The following is a 17,628-nucleotide window of genomic DNA, read 5'->3' on the forward strand; positions in this document are numbered from 1 at the left end:
GTTGACGAAGGGCACCATCAGCGCCAGGTAGGTGATGCCGCCGAAGCCCAGCGATTGCCAGCGCTTCTGGCGCAGCCAGGCGAGCATGTCCTGCCAGCTCATCTTGTTGTTGTCCGCCGGGTAGTCGATGTACTGGATGGCCATCATCCAGACGCCGAACAGCAGCCACAATGGCGCGGCGACGATGTTCACCACCGGGATCAGCGAAAGGACGAACAACGCGATCGCCCGCGGCAGGAAGTAGCCCAGCTTGCGCATCTCGCGGCCCAGGGTGCGCGGCACCATGGCCGTCAGCTCACCCCAGCTGAAGGGCGGAAAATTGTCCTGCCCGCGCAACACGACCTCGACCTTTTCGGCCAGGAACCCGTTGAAGGGCGCGGCAATGATGTTGGCCACCAGGGTAAAGCTGAAAAATATCATCAGCGCCACCAGCACCACGAACAGCGGCCAGAGAATGTAGGTCAGGAAACCCAGCCACTGCGGCAGGGCGGGCATCAGGGTGTCCACCCACAGGCTGAACTGGTGGCCGGCGAAATACACAAGGCCGACGAACAGGACCAGATTGATCAGCAGCGGCAGCAGCACGAACAGGCGCAGGCCTGGGCTCAGGACCAGCTTCAACCCTTCGCGCAGGTACTGTGGGCCAGAGAGGACGGGGGCTTGCATCGGGGAGCTCCGGAATAAGGGAAAACGCGCCGACCTTACCGAGTTTGACGGCCTGGCGATAGCCAGCTGATGCGCGGGAAACGACCTGTAACAAAAGCTGGGAAGGGCAGCGCCGTCCATCCAATAGTCGGCGACCGAACCCGGACGCCAACGAATAGACCCGGTCTATAAGGTGGATTGTCGAAGGATATTTCCCTAATCTCTGCCACCTCGCTAAAGTGCGCACAACTTTTCAACGCCTTCGGATCCTGACTTCAAGGAGTTTCCATGAGCATTCTGGTCAACAAGCAAGCCCCTGATTTCGACGCAGCCGCGGTGCTGGGCGACGGCTCGATCGTCGACAGCTTCACGCTCTCGTCCTTGCGCGGCAAATATGTCGTGCTGTTCTTCTGGCCGCTGGACTTCACGTTTGTCTGCCCTTCGGAAATCATTGCCCACAACAATCGCATGGACAAGTTCCGCGAGCTGGGCGTCGAAGTGGTCGGCGTGTCGATCGACTCGCAGTTCACCCACCATGCCTGGCGCAGCACGCCGGTCGAGAAGGGTGGCATCGGCGAAGTCGAGTTCACCATGGTCGCTGACGTCAAGCACGAGATCACTCGTGCCTATGGCATCGAGCACGAGGCGGGCGTGGCACTGCGTGCCTCGTTCCTGATCGACCAGCAAGGCGTGGTTCAGCACCAGGTGGTCAACAACCTGCCGCTGGGCCGTGAAGTCGACGAGATGGTTCGCCTGGTCGAAGCCCTGCAGTTCACCGAAGCCCACGGTGAAGTCTGCCCGGCTGGCTGGCGCAAGGGCCAGAAAGGCATGAAGGCCGACGCCAAGGGTGTTGCCGACTACCTGGCGGAAAACGCCAGCAGCCTGTAAGGCAAGGTCCCGTTTTCAGGACCTGCGACCCACAGCCTTCCCCAAGTGCTGCGCAGGTTCTTTTTTATTCCCGCCGGCCGAGCCGGCGCCCCGAGGCTGGCCGAACCGCGCCAGCCCGACAGGAGCCCATCATGTCTGAAGCACGTCATTCGCGAGTCATCATTCTCGGTTCCGGCCCTGCCGGTTACAGCGCCGCGGTCTACGCCGCCCGCGCCAACCTCAAGCCGCTGCTGATCACCGGCATGCAGGCCGGCGGCCAGCTGACCACCACCACCGAAGTCGACAACTGGCCGGGCGACCCCCATGGCCTGACCGGCCCGGCACTGATGCAGCGCATGCAGGAACACGCCGAGCGCTTCGAGACCGAGATCGTCTTCGACCATATCAACGCCGTCGACCTGGCAAGCAAGCCCTACACCCTCAAGGGTGACAGCGGCACCTACACCTGCGACGCGCTGATCATCGCGACCGGCGCCAGCGCCCGCTACCTGGGCCTGCCATCGGAAGAAACCTTCATGGGCAAGGGCGTTTCGGCCTGCGCGACCTGCGACGGGTTCTTCTACCGCAACAAGCCGGTCGCCGTGGTCGGTGGCGGCAACACCGCCGTGGAAGAAGCGCTGTACCTGGCCAACATCGCCAGCAAGGTGACCTTGGTGCATCGCCGCGATACCTTCCGCGCCGAGAAGATCCTGATCGACAAGCTGCATGCCCGTGTCGCCGAAGGCAAAATCGAGCTCAAGCTCAATGCGACCCTGGACGAAGTGCTGGGTGACAACATGGGCGTGACCGGTGCCCGCCTGAAGAACAACGACGGCAGCACCGACGAGATCAAGGTGGACGGCGTGTTCATCGCCATCGGCCACACCCCGAACACCTCCCTGTTCGAAGGCCAGCTGACCCTCAAGGACGGCTACCTGGTCGTGCAGGGCGGCCGTGAAGGCAACGCTACCGCCACCAACGTCGACGGCGTGTTCGCCGCGGGCGACGTGGCGGACCACGTGTACCGCCAGGCCATCACCTCGGCCGGTGCGGGCTGCATGGCCGCGCTGGATGTCGAGCGGTACCTGGACGGGCTGCAGAACGTGTCGTTCTGACGGTTCGCCAGCGAGCTGCATGAAAAAACCGGCCATCAGGCCGGTTTTTTTGCGCTTGCGCTCCAGGCGCGTGACTTCAGAGACTCAAGCGCATCGACAAGTCCACCGCCTTCACATCCTTGGTCATCGCACCGATCGAGATGTAGTCCACGCCCGTCTCGGCAATCACTCGCAAGGTGCTTTCGTTGACCCCTCCGCTGGCCTCAAGCTTCGCCTTGCCGGCGTTGATGCGCACGGCTTCGCGCATCTCGTCGAGATCGAGCTCGTCGAGCATGACGATGTCGGCACCGGCGTCCAGGGCCTCGCGCAATTCTTCAAGGCTTTCGACCTCGACCTCGACCGGCTTGCCCGGCGCGATGCGCCGCGCCGCGGTGATCGCCTCGGCAATCCCGCCACTGGCCGCGATGTGGTTTTCCTTGATCAGGAAGGCGTCGTACAGGCCGATCCGATGGTTGTCGCAACCGCCACAGGTCACGGCGTATTTCTGCCCCAGGCGCAGCCCTGGCAGGGTCTTGCGGGTGTCGAGCAAGCGCACCTGGGTGCCGGCAACCAGCTCGGCGAGCGCGTGCGCGCGAGTGGCGACGCCCGAGAACAGCTGCAGGAAGTTCAGCGCCGCGCGCTCGCCACTGAGCAGCGACCGGGCGGGGCCTTCGAGGTGGAACAACGCCTGGTTGGCCTTGGCATGATCACCATCGACCACCTGCCAGTGCACCGCCACCCGCGGATCGAGCTGGCGGAACACCGCATCGACCCAGGCCGTGCCGCTGATCACGCAATCCTCGCGGGTGATGATGGTGGCCTTGGCCAGGCGCTCGGCCGGAATCAGCTGGGCGGTGATGTCGCCACTGCCGATGTCTTCCAGCAGCGCGCGGCGCACGTTGGCTTCGATTTCGGCGGTCAGGTCGGCGAGGCGTAGGTTCGGCATGGTGGACTCCACAAGCTAGATGCCGCCGATTATAGGGCAGGGGCTGGCGCTGTACAGCACGGTGGTGAATGACCTTTGGTCAGGCGGTTTGAGCATTTTCGTGGGTTCGGCTGTCTATCAGCGCAGGCAAACGGTGGGGCTTGGCGGCACACCCGACTTGTCTGATAATCGCGCCTCGCCTGGGGCGTCATAGTGTTGACGGTTCGCTGTCCAGGGCGACAATAGCCCAGCAAGGAGGTTGGGATGCACAAGGAAGGCAATGTGGTGACCCTGGCAGCGGCCAACCTCAGAGGTTTGCGCCCCCCTTTGTCTTGCCTGCCCGTTCTCCTGCTGCAAGTGCGCGACAAGGCGGCGCTACAGCTGCGCCAGTGCCTGCAGGCACTGTTCGACAATGCCGACGATACGCTCTTCGAGATGGCCGACAAGGCGTTGGGCCCGCTCGAGCAGCACCTGTTCTTCGAAGCCATGCGCGATGTGCGCCTCAAGCGCAAGAGCATCGAGCGCGAGTTCATCGATGGCCTGCATGATGCCTTCTCCGGGATCGGTCGCCTCGACCCATTGGCGCAACTACCCGACGCACCAGGCCACGGCAAGGAAGAGCAGGAGCGGGCCGTGGCCATCCTGGGCATGGTCGAGCGGGTCTTGGCGCGCGACCGCTTCGTGCTCCAGCAACTGAGCCTGCGTTTCCAGAGCCTCGCTACCCAGCCTGTGGACGAACACTGCAATCCGTTGGCGCCCGCGAGGCTGTGCAGGTACTTCCTGCAGGCCGGGCGAAACCTCGGGGTCGGGTTCAAGGTCAAGCTGATCCTGCTCAAGCTGTTCGAGCGCTATGTATTGCGCGATGTCGACCTGGTCTACGGCGAAGCCAATCAACTGCTGGCGGTGGCCGGTGTACTGCCTGAGCTCAAGCCCGCGCCGCGCCGCCGCGCCGACGACCGTCAGCGGGTTGCCCCGCGAGACCCGGCCAACCAGTCCGAAGATGAAGAGTTGCACGAAAGCAGCGCCGGGCAGGCGTTTGTCGCGTCCCTGCAACCCTTGCTGGCCTCTGCCCGGGCAGGCGTCGCCCCGCTGTTGCAAGGCACTGGGCCGGCGACGCCCGTTTCGACCGGCAACCTGCTGCGCCTGCTGTCGCACCTGCAGCACTTCGTCCCGCCGGTGGGCGAGGGCGATGATGTCGTGCCTGGGCAGCAGCTGGAACAGATGCTGCTGCGGATCGGCGTGCGCAGCGGCAGCCGGCGGCAGATCGACGCGGCTGACGAGGACCTGATCAATCTGGTCGGCATGCTGTTCGACTTCATCCTCGACGACAGCAACGTGCCGGCAACGGTGCGGCAGATGATCGCCCGCCTGCAGATCCCCTACCTCAAGGTCGCCTTGCTGGATGCCACGCTGTTCACCCGGGCCAGTCACCCGGCGCGCCGGCTGCTCAACGAGATCGCCCTGGCCGCGATGGGCTGGGAAGGCACTGGCGACCCGCAGCGCGACAGCCTGTACCTGCGGATCGAGCGGGTCGTGCTGCGCCTGCTCAACGACTTCACCGAGGATACCCGCCTGTTCAGCGACCTGCTGGCGGAGTTCCTCAGCTACAGCAGCGACGAGCGCCGGCGCAACGACCTGCTTGAGCAGCGTACCCGCGATGCCGAAGAAGGCCGTGCGCGGACCCTGCTGGTCCGCCAGCGCGTGCAAGAGGTCCTCAACCAGCGTCTGCATGGCCGCGTGCTGCCGAATATCGTCGTGCAGATCCTGGTACAGGCCTGGAGCCAGGTGCTGATGCTGGCGTGTCTCAAGCATGGTGAACGCTCCAAGGCCTGGGCTCAGGGGCTGCTTACCATGGACGCGCTGCTGGCCAGCGTCGCGCCTCACCGCGAAGCGTTGGCGCGCCAGGAGCTGCTCGAGCAAGTGCCGAGCCTGCTAAAGGCATTGCGCGAAGGGCTGGCGTCGATTGCCCTGGACTCGAATGCCACGCGTGATTTCTTCGCCGGTCTTGCGCAGTTGCACCTGCGCGCCTGCTCCACCCATGACACCGGTGTGTCCGCCCAGGACGACGTGCTCAGGGACATCCTGGTGCAGGACGAGATCGTCCTGGCCGTTGGCGAAGAGCCTGCCTGCGCCCCGTTGCTGCAACTGGACGAGCATCACCCACAGTTGCGCCAGTTGCAGCGGCTGCGCGTTGGCAGCTGGGTCGAGGTACGCACCGAGGGCACGCCGTTGCGCTGCAAGCTGATCGCCTGGATTGCCAGCAGCGATCGCTTTGTCTTTGCCAACCGTCACGGGGTGAAGGTCCGCGACTGGAACCGCACCGGCCTGCTGATGGCGCTGCGCCGCGAGGATGTACGGCCGCTCGACGATGGCCTGCTGTTCGACCGCGCGCTGCATGCCGTCATCGAGCGCTTGCGGGGCCAGTTGGCGCCCTGATACACGGGAATCCCGCATGCAACCGTCACGGCCCCCGGGCATACTGGAGCATCGTCCCACCCGTGTCAGGATCTGCCCATGCAACTGAACCGCGAAACAGGCTGGTTCGCTGGTGTCACCCACTGCCCGTCACCGAATTTCAACGCCCGTCCCGAGGGCGAGGGGATCTCCCTGCTGGTGATCCACAACATCAGCCTGCCGCCCGCCTGCTTTGGCACCGGCAAGGTGCAGGCGTTTTTCCGCAACGCCCTGGACCCCGACGAGCATCCCTATTTCCAGGGCATCGTGCACCTGACGGTATCGGCGCATCTGTTCGTCGAGCGCGACGGGGCGGTCACGCAGTTTGTCTCGTGCCTGGACCGCGCCTGGCATGCCGGGGTGTCGCGCTTCGATGGACGCGAGGGCTGCAATGATTTCTCGATCGGCATCGAGCTTGAAGGCACCGACGAGCTACCGTATACCCATGCCCAATACGCGGCGCTCGAGCAGCTGACCCGCCAGATACAGGCGGCCTGGCCGGCCATCGATGCCCGGCGCATCCGCGGCCACAGCGATATCGCCCCCGGTCGCAAGACTGACCCGGGACCTGCGTTCGACTGGCAGCGCTACCGGGCTTCCCTGCAAGACTTCGAGGACAATGCATGAGTTTTCTGGTGTTGGTACTGGTGCTATGGGTCGAGAAATTCTCGGGCTTGCGTCACCGGCTGCAACGGGACGGTTTCTTTTTCGGCGAGCTGGCGCGTCTTGGGCGCAGCGGCAAGGTCCATCCCTGGTGGACCCTGGTCATCCTGGTACTGGCGCCGGTGGCCTTGCTGGCGCTGCTGTTGCACGTGCTGGAGCCGGTGGCCTACGGCCTGCTGGCGCTGCCGGTGCACCTGCTGGTGCTGATCTACAGCCTGGGCCGCGGCGACACCAAGGCGGCCCTCGGGCCGTTTCGCGATGCCTGGCGGCGGGGTGATCAGCAAGGCGCGCTGCATGTCGCCGAGCGCGACCTGGGGCTGGCCGCCGACAGCCCGGAGGGCCTGCTGGAACGGGTCCAGGGCCACCTGCTGTGGCAGGCCTACCAGAGCTTCTTCGCGGTCATTTTCTGGTACTTCGTGCTCGGCCCTGCGGCAGCGCTGGCCTATCGCCTGCTCGACCTGAGCGCCACCCATGGCCAGCAAGCGGCGCTCAAGGCCCGCGCCGAGCAGCTGCGCCACGTCATGGACTGGGTGCCGGTTCGCGTGCTGGCGTTGAGCTTTGCCCTGGTCGGCAACTTCATGTCGGTGATACGGCTGATGCTGGTCGAGCTGCTGGACTGGCACACCCGCGCCGCGGTGCTGGTGGCCAAGGTCGGGCGCGTGGCCGACGACGTACCTCCGGGGGACGCCGGCCCTCAGGGCCTGGCTACCCTGGACAGCCTCTGGGAACTGCTGCTGCGTTGCGCAGTGCTGTGGTACGCCGCCTTTGCCCTGTGGACGGTCCTCGCCTGAACCGGCCCGGCGCCCTGCCTACCAGCCGAACACCTCGCAGGCATTGCGGGTGGTCGCCTCGGCCAGCGCATCGGGTGTGACCCCGATCAGCCCGGCGAGGGCGCTGGCGATCGCGGGCAGGTGCTCGGGGCTGTTGCGCTGGCCGGGGAACATCGCCGGGGCCATGTCCGGGGCGTCGGTTTCCAGCACCAGGCTTTCCAGCGGCAGGCGTGCCACGGTCTTGCGCAGGCGCAGTGCCTGGGGCCAGGTAGCCGCGCCGCCCAGCCCAAGCCTGAAGCCAAGCCTGATGTACTCGCGCGCCTCTTCGTAGCTGCCCGCGAAAGCGTGGATGATGCCGGCGCGCCCTGGCCTGTAGCGCTTGAGCGTGGCGATCACCTGGGCGTGGCTGCGGCGCACGTGCAGCAGCGCCGGCAGCTCGAAGTCCACCGCCAGTTGCAGCTGCGCCTCGAACAGGTCCTGCTGGCGCTGCTTGTCGAGCTCGGGCAGGTAGTAATCCAGGCCGAATTCGCCAACCGCGCACAGCTGCCGGTCACCGTGCAGGCGCTCCAGCCACTGGCGCAGGTGCGGCAGATGCTCGGGCCGGTGCTGGTCGAGGTACACCGGATGCAGGCCATAGGCGGCGTGCAGGCGTTGGTCACCGCGCACCAGGTCATGGATGCGCTGCCAGTTGTCCTGGTGGACGCCCAGCACCACCAGGCGCTCGACCCCGCGCGCGCTGGCGTTATCCAGCAGCCGCGCGCGGTCGGCGTCGAAGTCCTCGAAGTCCAGATGGGTGTGGGTGTCGATCAACCGCATGTCCAGGCCCTAGCCGATGCGTTGCTTGAAGGTGCGGGCAATGGCATGCACGCCAGGCTCGTAGCGCTTGTCTTCGATGGCGGCCAAGGCCAGCTCCAGGGCGGTGGCGGCGATCAGGCCGTGCTGCTGGGCCATCGCGTTGACTGGCAGAGGCAGGAAGTCCAGCAGCTGGTTGTCGCCAAAGGTGCCCAGCTGCAGGCTGCGCGCGTCGGCCGGGCGGGCTTGCAGGGCATCGAACACGCCTTGCAGCAGGACGTAGGAGGTCGTCACCAGAGCATCTGGCAGCCCGCCGAGCTCCTCGATCAGCTGCTGCATCAGGCGTCGTCCGCAGTCGCGGCTGAACGTTTCGCCCTGGTAACGGCTCACCTGTCCGGCAAAGTCGTGCAGCGCCTCGTCGAAGCCGCTGGCGCGTGACTGGCTGACGCCAAGCTCGGGGCGTGCGCCGATCAGGGCGATACGCTCGGGCCCGGTGGCAAGCAGGCTCCTGGCCAGCTGCAGGCTGGCGGCGTGATCATCGCTGATCACCGAGCAGAAGTGCAGGGGGTCGAGCTGGCGGTCGATGGCGATCACCGGCAGGCCTTTCTCCTGCATTTCCTGGTAACTGTCATCGCCTGCGGGCAGGCAGCTGGCCACGAACAACGCGTCACAGCGGCGTGCCTTGAACAGTTGCTGCAGCTGACGCTCGCTTTCAGGCTGGTCGTCGCTGCTGGCGATCAGCAGCTGGTAACCACGCGCGCGGGCGCCTTGCTCCAGTTGCTTGGCGACCCGTGCATAGCTGGGGTTTTCGAGGTCGGGCAGGATGAATCCCAAGGTGCGGGTGTAGCGGCTGCGCAGGCCCGCGGCCTGCGGATTGGGCGTGAACCCGTGGGCCTGGACCACCGCGCGCACGCGCTCGACAGTGCTATTACTGATGCGTTGCTGTTCGGCCTTGCCATTGATGACGTAGCTGGCGGTGGTGACTGACACACCGGCCAGACGTGCGATATCGCTGAGTTTCACCGAGTTTTCCTTGTTATTGCCGGGGCTGCTTCAGGGCTCGCCTGTGAGTGTCTCCGATTCGGCCCGTGCGACACAGGCGACCATTGTCGCCATTGTCCGACAGGATGGGGCTTTTTCGGAGGAAGATTATCGAGTACCGTGCCCGCTTATCCTGATTAATCGTTTCAGCCGGCGTTTTTATACTGCCAGATCAATCGCCTGCGGCAAGGGTCCAATAGTCGGATCCCTTGTGGAATGTCCACAACAATACCTCAGTATCGTATACGTACTGTAAAGGAGAAGGTCATGCTCGAGCTCGCCAAGGAGCAGATAGCCATGGACCAGGTCGCCGCAGACAAAGCCGAAGCGCTGCGCCTGCTGGCCGATCGCCTGGTCGCCGATGGACTGGTCGCGGAGGGCTACCTCGAAGGCCTGCAGGCCCGCGAGGCGCAAGGTTCGACCTTCCTCGGCCAGGGCATCGCCATTCCCCACGGCACCCCGCAGACCCGTGACCTGGTGTTCGCCACCGGCGTGCGCCTGCTGCAGTTCCCGCAGGGCGTGGACTGGGGTGACGGGCAGATCGTCTACCTGGCCATTGGCATCGCCGCCCGCTCCGACGAGCACCTGCGTTTGCTGCAGCTGCTGACCCGGGCCTTGGGCGAGACCGACCTTGCCGAGGCGTTGCGCCGGGCGACATCGGCCGAAGCACTGCTCAAGCTGCTGCAAGGCGCTCCCCAGGCCTTGGCGCTGGATGCCCAGCTGGTCGGTCTGGCCGTCGCCGCCGACGACTTCGACGAGCTGGCCTGGCGCGGTGCGCGGCTGTTGCAGCGCGCCGATTGCGTCGACAGTGGCTTCGCCGCCGTGTTGCAACAGGCCGAGCCGCTGCCGCTGGGCGAAGGCCTGTGGTGGCTGAACAGCGAGCGCCAGGTGCGCCAGCCGGGCCTGGCGTTCGTGACCCCTCAGCAACCCTTGCGCTACCGCGACCAGCCGTTGAACGGCCTGTTCTGCCTGGCCAGCCTCGGCGCGGCCCACCAGGCATTGCTCGAGCGCCTGTGCGAAGTGCTGATCGAAGGCCGTGGGCAGATGCTCTACCAGGCCACCAGCAGCCGCACGGTGCTTGAAGTACTGGGTGGCGAGGTGCCGGCCGACTGGCCGAGCGCGCGCGTGACCCTGGCCAATCCACATGGCTTGCATGCCCGCCCGGCCAAGGAGCTGGCGCAACTGGCCAAGGGATTCGAGGGGGAGATCCGCCTGCGGCTGGTGGACAGCGCCCAGCCGGCGGTGTCGGTAAAGAGCCTGAGCAAGCTGCTCAGCCTGGGCGCGCGCCGCGGCCAGGTGCTGGAACTGATCGCCGAGCCGGCCATTGCCGCCGATGCCTTGCCGGTACTGCTGGCGGCCATCGAGCAGGGGCTGGGCGAGGAAGTCGAACCGCTGTCTGCCACCCCCGAGCCGGCGCCTGAGGTGTCGGTGCCGGAGGTCAGGCTCGAGGCGCCTATTGCCGGTAGCCGGCTCCAGGGCGTGGCGGCGTCGCCGGGCATTGTCTGCGGGCCTGCGCATGTCCAGGCCGAGCGCAAGATCGATTACCCCCTGCGCGGCGAGTCGCTGCAGCATGAACGCGCGCAACTGAGCCAGGCGCTGGCGGTGGTGATCAGCGAATTGCAGCTGCTGGTGCAGCGCAGCGACAAGGCCATCGGCGAAATTTTCGTGACCCATCAGGAGATGCTCGCCGACCCGGCCCTGACCGATGACGTCGAACAGCGTCTGCGTCAGGGCGAAAGCGCCGCGGCGGCGTGGATGGCCGTGATCGAGGCCGCCGCGCGCCAGCAGGAGTCGCTCAACGACACCTTGCTGGCCGAGCGCGCCGCCGACCTGCGTGACATCGGCCGCCGGGTGCTGGCGCAACTGTGCGGCATCGAGGAGCACGCGGCGCCGCAGGAGCCCTACGTGCTGGTGATGGCCGAAGTCGGTCCGTCCGACGTCGCGCGCCTGGACCCGTCCCGTGTCGCCGGCATCGTCACCGCCCATGGTGGCGCGACCGCGCACAGCGCCATCGTCGCCCGCGCGCTGGGTATTCCCGCCGTGGTGGGCCTGGGCGAAGGCGTGCTGCTGCTTGAGCCGGGCACTCCGTTGCTGCTCGATGGCCAGCGTGGCCACCTGAGCGTGGCGCCGGCCGAGCAGGATATCCAGCGTGCCCTGGCCGAACGTGACAAGCGCGAGCAGCGCTTGCAGGCGGCCTGGACTCATCGCCTGGAACCGGCCGTGACCCGCGACGGGCATGCCGTGGAAGTGTTCGCCAACATCGGCGAAAGCACCGGCATTGCAAAGGTCGTCGATCAGGGCGCGGAAGGCGTCGGCCTGCTGCGCACGGAGCTGATTTTCATGGCCCATCCCCAGGCGCCGGATGTCGCGACCCAGGAAGCCGAGTATCGCCGCGTGCTTGATGGCCTCGACGGCCGGCCCTTGGTGGTGCGTACCCTGGATGTGGGTGGCGACAAGCCGCTGCCGTATTGGCCGATCGCCACCGAGGAAAACCCTTTCCTGGGCGTGCGCGGCGTGCGCCTGACCTTGCAGCGCCCGCAGGTCATGGAGGACCAGTTGCGCGCCTTGCTGCTGGCCGCGGACGACCGGCCCCTGCGCATCATGTTCCCGATGGTCGGCCAGGTGCACGAATGGCGTGAGGCGCGGGCCATGGTCGAGCGCCTGCGCAAGGAAATTCCGGTAAGCGACCTGCAACTGGGAATCATGGTCGAGGTGCCCTCGGCCGCCTTGCTGGCGCCTCGGCTGGCACGCGAAGTCGACTTCTTCAGCATCGGCACCAACGACCTGACCCAGTACACCCTGGCCATCGACCGCGGCCACCCGAGCCTCAGCGCCCAGGCGGATGGTCTGCACCCGGCGGTGCTGCAACTGATCGACATGACCGTGCGCGCCGCCCACGCCGAAGGCAAGTGGGTGGGCGTGTGCGGTGAGCTGGCGGCCGATCCCCAGGCGGTGGCCGTGCTGCTTGGCCTGGATGTGGATGAGCTCAGCGTGTCGGCCCGCAGCATCGCCGAGGTCAAGGCGCTGGTGCGCGAAACCGATCAACAACAGGCCCGTGCCCTGGCGCGCGAAGCCTTGCTGCAAGACAGCGCCGAAGCGGTCCGGACGCTGGTGGAGAACAACTGATGGCCAAGATACTTACCCTCACCCTGAACCCGGCGCTGGACGTTACCGTGAGCCTCGACGTGCTGCGCGCCGGGCACGTCAACCGCAGCCAGGCGCAGCACAGCCATGCCGCCGGCAAGGGGCTGAATGTGGCCCAGGTGCTGGCGGACCTTGGCCACAGCGTCACGGTCAGCGGCTTTCTCGGCCGCGACAACCTGCAGCCTTTCGAGGCGCTGATCGAGGCGCGCGGGTTTGCCGACTGCTTCGTTCGCGTGGCCGGCGAGACCCGCAGCAACATCAAGCTGGTCGAGCGTGACGGCCAGGTCACCGATATCAATGGCCAAGGCCCGGTGATCGACGAGACGGCCCAGGACGACCTGCTGCGCCTGCTTGCGCAGATCGCCAGCGGCCATGATGCTGTGGTCGTGGCCGGTAGCCTGCCGCGCGGGATCACCCCGCAGTGGTTGCGCCAGCTGCTGCTGCAACTCAAGTCCCAGGGTCTGAAAGTTGCCTTGGACAGCAGCGGCGAGGCGCTGCGCGCGGGGCTTGAGGCCGCGCCGTGGCTGGTCAAGCCAAACACCGAGGAGCTGGCCGACGTGCTCGGCCAGCCGGTCGAGGGCCGCGCCGAACAGCGCGCTGCCGCCGAGCGCCTGCTCGGCACTGGCATCGAGCACGTGGTGGTGTCCCAGGGCGAGCAGGGCGTGAGCTGGTTCGCTGCTGGCCGGATGCTGCACGCGCAGCCGCCGCAGGTACGCGTCGCCAGCACGGTCGGGGCAGGGGATTCGCTGGTGGCAGGGATGGTCCACGGCCTGTTGCAGGCTGAACCGCCCGCGCGAACCCTGCGCAGGGCCACCGCGATCGCCGCCCAGGCGGTCACCCAGATCGGTTTTGGTATTCGCGACATCGGGCACCTGGCCCAGCTCGAGGCTGCGGTGCGACTGACAGAAGAACAAGAGGCTTGCCGATGAACATTGCCATTATCACTGCCTGCCCGAACGGCCAGGTGTCGAGCGTGCTCAGCGCACGCCTGCTGGCCGCGGCGGCGCAACAGCGCGGTTGGGCCACCTGCGTGGAAGTGCAGGATCCCGAGCATCCGGAACGCCGCCTGACAGCCGCCGAGATCGACGCGGCCGACTGGGTGCTGGTGGTCAGGACCGGTCCCGTGGACTTGTCGCGCTTCGTCGGCAAGCGGGTCTACCAGAGCACGCCGGCCCAGGCGCTGGCTGATCGCGAAGGCTTTCTTGAAACCGCTGCCGAGCAGGCGGAGCTGCTTGAGGCCGCACCCAGCGCCGAGCCTGAAGCGGCCACGGGTGTACGCAAGATCGTCGCGGTCACTGCCTGCCCTACGGGGGTGGCGCATACCTTCATGGCTGCCGAGGCGCTGCAGCAAGCCGCGCAGCAGATGGGTCACCAGCTGACGGTGGAAACCCAAGGCTCGGTCGGTGCGCGCAATCCGTTGTCCGCCCAGGCGATTGCCGAGGCCGACGTGGTGTTGCTGGCAGCCGACATCGAAGTGCCTACCGCGCGCTTCGCCGGCAAGCGGATCTACCGGTGCGGCACCGGTATCGCCCTCAAGCAGGCCCAGGCCACCCTGACCAAGGCGCTGGCCGAGGGCAAGGTGGAAGGCACCGGCACCGCCGATGCCAGTGCCGCGAGCAGCGGCGAGAAGGCAGGGGTGTACAAGCACCTGCTGACCGGCGTGTCGTTCATGCTGCCGATGGTGGTGGCCGGAGGGCTGCTGATCGCGTTGTCCTACGTCTTCGGCATCGATGCCTACAAGGAGGCCGGCAGCTTGCCCGCGGCCTTGCGGCAGATTGGTGCTGAAGCTGCGTTCCAGCTCATGGTGCCGTTGCTGGCGGGCTACATCGCCTGGTCGATCGCCGACCGCCCCGGCCTTGCGCCAGGGATGATCGGCGGCATGCTCGCGACGATTTTGGGCGCGGGCTTCATCGGTGGCATCGTGGCGGGTTTCCTGGCCGGCTATTGCGCCAAGGCCATCAGCCGCTGGGTGCGCTTGCCCACCAGCCTCGAGGCGCTCAAGCCGATCCTGATCATTCCGCTACTGGCCAGCCTGTTCACCGGGCTGGTGATGATCTTCGTGGTCGGCCAGCCTGTCGCCGCCATGCTTGATGGCCTGACCCGCTTCCTCGACAGCATGGGCACCACCAACGCCATCCTGCTTGGGCTGCTGTTGGGCGGCATGATGTGCGTCGACCTGGGCGGGCCGATCAACAAGGCGTCGTACGCGTTTTCGGTAGGCTTGCTGTCGTCCTCGAGCTTTGCGCCGATGGCCGCGACCATGGCCGCGGGCATGGTGCCGCCGATCGGCCTGGGCATTGCCACCTTCATCGCCCGGCGCAAATTTGCCCAGAGCGAGCGCGAAGCGGGCAAGGCAGCGCTGGTGCTGGGCATGTGCTTCATCTCTGAGGGCGCCATCCCGTTTGCCGCCAAGGACCCGTTGCGGGTGATTCCCGCCAGTGTCGTCGGTGGCGCGCTGACCGGCGCGCTGTCGATGTATTTCGGCTGCAAGCTGGTAGCGCCCCATGGCGGGCTGTTTGTGTTGCTGGTGCCCAATGCCATCAATCACGCGCTGTTGTACTTGCTGGCGATCGCGGCGGGCAGCCTGGTGACGGCGGTGGTGTATGCGCTGCTCAAGCGTAATGAGCAGGTGGAGCTGGCGGTGGCGCCGGTTCAGGGGTGACAGGCCTGTAATACGGTGTCGGCCCTTTCGCTGGACAAGCCAGCTCCCACAGGTACAGCGTAGATCTTGCTGCCACCGCTGTACCTGTGGGAGCTGGCTTGTCCAGCGAAGGGGCCGACACCAATGTTGAGTCCTACCCCCAATGCTTGCGCCGCAACGGCGCCAGCAACTCCCCAAGCCCGTTGTGATCGATCTCGTGCATCAGCGCCAGCAGCGCGCCGATTTCCCCCGCGGGGAACCCCTTGCGCGCGAACCATCCCAGATAGTCGCCGGGCAGATCGGCGATCAGCCGACCTTGGTACTTGCCATAGGGCATCTGCCGGGTGACCAGCAGTTCAAGATGTTCCGGCTTCATGGGGCCTGCCTGAATGTTTCAAACCGGTGACCATACTGCAATCTGCACGAAGGCCAAAGGACAGTTCATGCAGAACGCAGTGAATCAAGAGGTTCAAACTTTCATAAGTGCATGATTAAAAAGGAAATTATTTTTAATCAAAGGCTGGCACGAAGGCTGCTCCGTTAATCAGGACTTCCACCTGTGCAACAAGGAGATTTGCCATGAGCAACCCGAACAAAGACGTGATCGATGTCCTGAACGACCTGATCGAGTACAGCAAGGATGGCGCCAAGGGTTTCCGTGAGTCGGCGGACGACGTCAAGAACACCCAGCTCAAGACTTTCTTCGCCACCCGCGCCGCGGAATGCGAGACCGCCGCATCAGAGCTCCAGGCTGAGGTGCGTCGCCTGGGCGGCGATCCGGAAACCTCCACCAGCGTGACGGGCGACCTGCACCGTGGCTGGGTGAACTTCAAGTCGCTGCTGACCGGCAAGGACGAAACCGCCGTGCTCAACGAAGTGGAACGCGGCGAAGATTACGCCCTCAAGGCGTACAAGGAAGCGCGCGAGAAACTCGCCAAGCATCAATTGAGCGCCACCGATTCGGCCTACACCCTGGTCGAAAAACAACTGCAAGGTGTGCAGCGCAACCACGACCAGGTCAAAGCCCTGCGTGACGCCGCTCGCGCCCGCTCCTAAGCGGTCGTAGCCTCTACCCGGTTACGGCCCTTGGCCTTCGCCCGGTAGAGCGCTTCATCCGCGGCACCCAGCACGCTCGCCAGATCCTGCTGGGTGTCGGGGGTGTAAACCCCGATGCCGATGCTCACGGTCACAGGCCGGGTGTCACCGGCAAACGGCGGCAGGCCCTCGACCCCCGCCCGTATGTGTTCCGCCAGCTGCAGCGCCCCCGCAAGCTCCGTCTCCGGCAACACTACCTGAAACTCCTCGCCCCCGTACCGCGCCGCCAGGTCTGCAGGACGTCGAATCCGCGCATCGATGGCCTTTGCCACTTCACGCAGTGCGCTGTCCCCTCCGGCATGCCCGTGACGCTGGTTGAATGCCTTGAAGTGATCCACATCCACCATCAGCACCGCCAAGGGCGTGCGGCTGCGCTGGCTGCGCGCCCATTCCTGGCCCAGTACCTCATCCAGGCGACGACGGTTGGCGAGCCCGGTCAGGCTGTCGGTCGCCGCCAGCGTCGCCAGACTCAGCTCGGCGGCCTGGCGGCGGCGCAGCTCGCGGCCCAGCAGCAGGCTGAGCCAGAGGATGCCGATGCACAACACGCCGGTGGCCGCGCTGACCACCACCGCGGTGCGTCGCCATGAAGCAAATACCTCGTCGGCGGCATGCACCACCAGCACCATCAGCGGCAGGTCCGCCACGTGGGCAAAGGTATAGATGCGCTGGGTGCCATTGACCGCGGAGGTGCCGATGAAGCTGCCGCTCTTCTCGCTGAGGAAGCGCTTGAAGTTGGGCCGCTGGCTGAGGTTCGCGCCAATCAGCGGATCCTGCGCGCGGGTCGGCTGGCGTGCCAGCAGCTGCCCATCGGTATTGAACAGGTTGATGCTGCTCTCGGCGCCAATGTCCAGCCGCTGGAACAGTTCGCTGAAATACGACAGGCGCAACGCCCCGGCCGCGAGGCCGGCAAATTGCCCGTCAGGGCCGAGGATGCTGCGGCTGAAGCTGATGCACCAGTCCAGCTCGCCCAGACGCGCCTTGAACGGCGGACTGATCAGCAGCCCCAGCCGAGGATCACGGCGGTGCAGCTGGAAGGGTTCGGTGTCGGCGAAATTGGCCTGGCGCGGCACGACGCTGGTGGAGTCGCCAACCACATTGCCTTGGGCATCGAGCCAGAGGATGTCCCCACGCACCGGCGCGCTGAAGGCCTGGTTGAAGAGAATCTGCTGGCGCAGCTGGGGAGGGACCTGGAGCAACTGCGGTTGCTGCACGGCCCAGATCAATCCGCGCAGGGACTGATCGTAGAGTTCGACGTTGCGCACGATGTCGCTTTCGATCAGCTGGACGATGTTGCTAGAAGATCGCGTCGCGGCCTGTTCGACGCTGTCACGTTCGCGCATCAGCAGGTAGCTGACGATCGCCACGATCGCGAGCACGGCCAGGCAACTGCCCAGGTTGAGGAACAGTTCCGGATGCTTGTGAAGGATGGATCGCTTGGATCGGGTGGGCGGCGTCATGCTCGCTACTGCAAAAGCCCTCGAATCGTAAGGGTATGGC

Annotated in this window: 15 protein-coding genes; 9 read left to right on the top strand and 6 right to left on the bottom strand. The window is 65.9% G+C overall.

Annotation, left to right across the window (positions count from 1 at the left end):
• A partial coding sequence (cysZ, locus tag VJS90_RS11365; protein WP_324121750.1) for a sulfate transporter CysZ occupies window positions 1-666 on the bottom strand: 666 nt, incomplete at its 3' end.
• Window positions 667-933: 267 nt separating this feature from the next.
• Between cysZ and VJS90_RS11370 the strand changes: the two genes are divergently transcribed.
• Both VJS90_RS11370 and trxB read left to right on the top strand, forming a co-directional pair.
• On the top strand, window positions 934-1,533 hold the full coding sequence (locus tag VJS90_RS11370; protein ID WP_324121751.1) for a peroxiredoxin: 600 nt from the start codon (window positions 934-936) through the stop codon (window positions 1,531-1,533).
• Between the two features lie 131 nt (window positions 1,534-1,664).
• The gene (gene trxB, locus VJS90_RS11375; protein ID WP_324121752.1) at window positions 1,665-2,627 is read left to right on the top strand and encodes a thioredoxin-disulfide reductase; all 963 of its coding nucleotides are present in this window, start codon (window positions 1,665-1,667) and stop codon (window positions 2,625-2,627) included.
• 76 nt (window positions 2,628-2,703) lie between these two features.
• Here the strand turns inward: trxB and nadC are convergent, their stop codons facing one another.
• On the bottom strand, window positions 2,704-3,552 hold the full coding sequence (gene nadC / locus VJS90_RS11380; protein ID WP_324121753.1) for a carboxylating nicotinate-nucleotide diphosphorylase: 849 nt from the start codon (window positions 3,550-3,552) through the stop codon (window positions 2,704-2,706).
• Window positions 3,553-3,795: 243 nt separating this feature from the next.
• Here nadC and VJS90_RS11385 point away from each other — a divergent pair, with 243 nt between their 5' ends.
• The 3 genes from VJS90_RS11385 to ampE all read left to right on the top strand — a co-directional run bounded on the left by VJS90_RS11385 (window position 3,796) and on the right by ampE (window position 7,439).
• Window positions 3,796-5,967, top strand: coding sequence for a DUF1631 domain-containing protein (locus VJS90_RS11385; protein WP_324121754.1), 2,172 nt, complete (start codon window positions 3,796-3,798; stop codon window positions 5,965-5,967).
• Window positions 5,968-6,045: 78 nt separating this feature from the next.
• Window positions 6,046-6,612: a 1,6-anhydro-N-acetylmuramyl-L-alanine amidase AmpD gene (gene ampD, locus VJS90_RS11390; protein ID WP_324121755.1), complete on the top strand. Its 567-nt coding sequence runs from the start codon at window positions 6,046-6,048 to the stop codon at window positions 6,610-6,612.
• Complete coding sequence (gene ampE, locus VJS90_RS11395; protein WP_324121756.1) at window positions 6,609-7,439, top strand: regulatory signaling modulator protein AmpE; 831 nt, start codon at window positions 6,609-6,611, stop codon at window positions 7,437-7,439. Before ampD ends, ampE begins: the two co-directional genes overlap by 4 nt.
• 18 nt (window positions 7,440-7,457) lie before the next feature.
• On the opposite strand, the gene VJS90_RS11400 is transcribed toward ampE, so the two are convergent.
• A complete protein-coding gene (locus VJS90_RS11400) occupies window positions 7,458-8,234 on the bottom strand; it encodes a TatD family hydrolase (protein ID WP_324121757.1) in 777 nt (258 codons plus the stop codon).
• Window positions 8,235-8,243: 9 nt separating this feature from the next.
• Window positions 8,244-9,233, bottom strand: a complete 990-nt coding sequence (gene cra / locus VJS90_RS11405; protein WP_324121758.1) for a catabolite repressor/activator — start codon at window positions 9,231-9,233, stop codon at window positions 8,244-8,246.
• Window positions 9,234-9,518: 285 nt separating this feature from the next.
• Between cra and ptsP the strand changes: the two genes are divergently transcribed.
• From ptsP to VJS90_RS11420, 3 genes are read left to right on the top strand one after another with little or no spacing between them, the layout of a single operon-like run.
• Complete coding sequence (gene ptsP / locus VJS90_RS11410) at window positions 9,519-12,377, top strand: phosphoenolpyruvate--protein phosphotransferase (RefSeq protein WP_324121759.1); 2,859 nt, start codon at window positions 9,519-9,521, stop codon at window positions 12,375-12,377.
• Window positions 12,377-13,324, top strand: a complete 948-nt coding sequence (gene pfkB, locus VJS90_RS11415) for a 1-phosphofructokinase (RefSeq protein WP_324121760.1) — start codon at window positions 12,377-12,379, stop codon at window positions 13,322-13,324. Before ptsP ends, pfkB begins: the two co-directional genes overlap by 1 nt.
• On the top strand, window positions 13,321-15,057 hold the full coding sequence (locus VJS90_RS11420) for a PTS fructose-like transporter subunit IIB (RefSeq protein ID WP_324121761.1): 1,737 nt from the start codon (window positions 13,321-13,323) through the stop codon (window positions 15,055-15,057). The genes pfkB and VJS90_RS11420 overlap by 4 nt, the downstream gene beginning before the upstream one ends.
• Before the next feature lie 133 nt (window positions 15,058-15,190).
• Here VJS90_RS11420 and VJS90_RS11425 read toward each other — a convergent pair whose 3' ends face one another.
• Entirely contained in the window at window positions 15,191-15,412 is a 222-nt protein-coding gene (locus VJS90_RS11425; RefSeq protein WP_324121762.1) for a DUF3820 family protein, read from the bottom strand.
• A 203-nt stretch (window positions 15,413-15,615) separates the two neighbouring features.
• On the opposite strand from VJS90_RS11425, the gene VJS90_RS11430 reads away from it, so the two are divergent.
• A complete protein-coding gene (locus tag VJS90_RS11430) occupies window positions 15,616-16,092 on the top strand; it encodes a PA2169 family four-helix-bundle protein (protein ID WP_324121763.1) in 477 nt (158 codons plus the stop codon).
• On the opposite strand, the gene VJS90_RS11435 is transcribed toward VJS90_RS11430, so the two are convergent.
• Entirely contained in the window at window positions 16,089-17,588 is a 1,500-nt protein-coding gene (locus VJS90_RS11435) for a sensor domain-containing diguanylate cyclase (protein WP_324121764.1), read from the bottom strand. The genes VJS90_RS11430 and VJS90_RS11435 overlap by 4 nt on opposite strands.
• Between the last annotated feature and the right edge of the window lie 40 nt (window positions 17,589-17,628).

Source organism: Pseudomonas sp. (genome assembly GCF_035277045.1).
Classification (GTDB): domain Bacteria; phylum Pseudomonadota; class Gammaproteobacteria; order Pseudomonadales; family Pseudomonadaceae; genus Aquipseudomonas.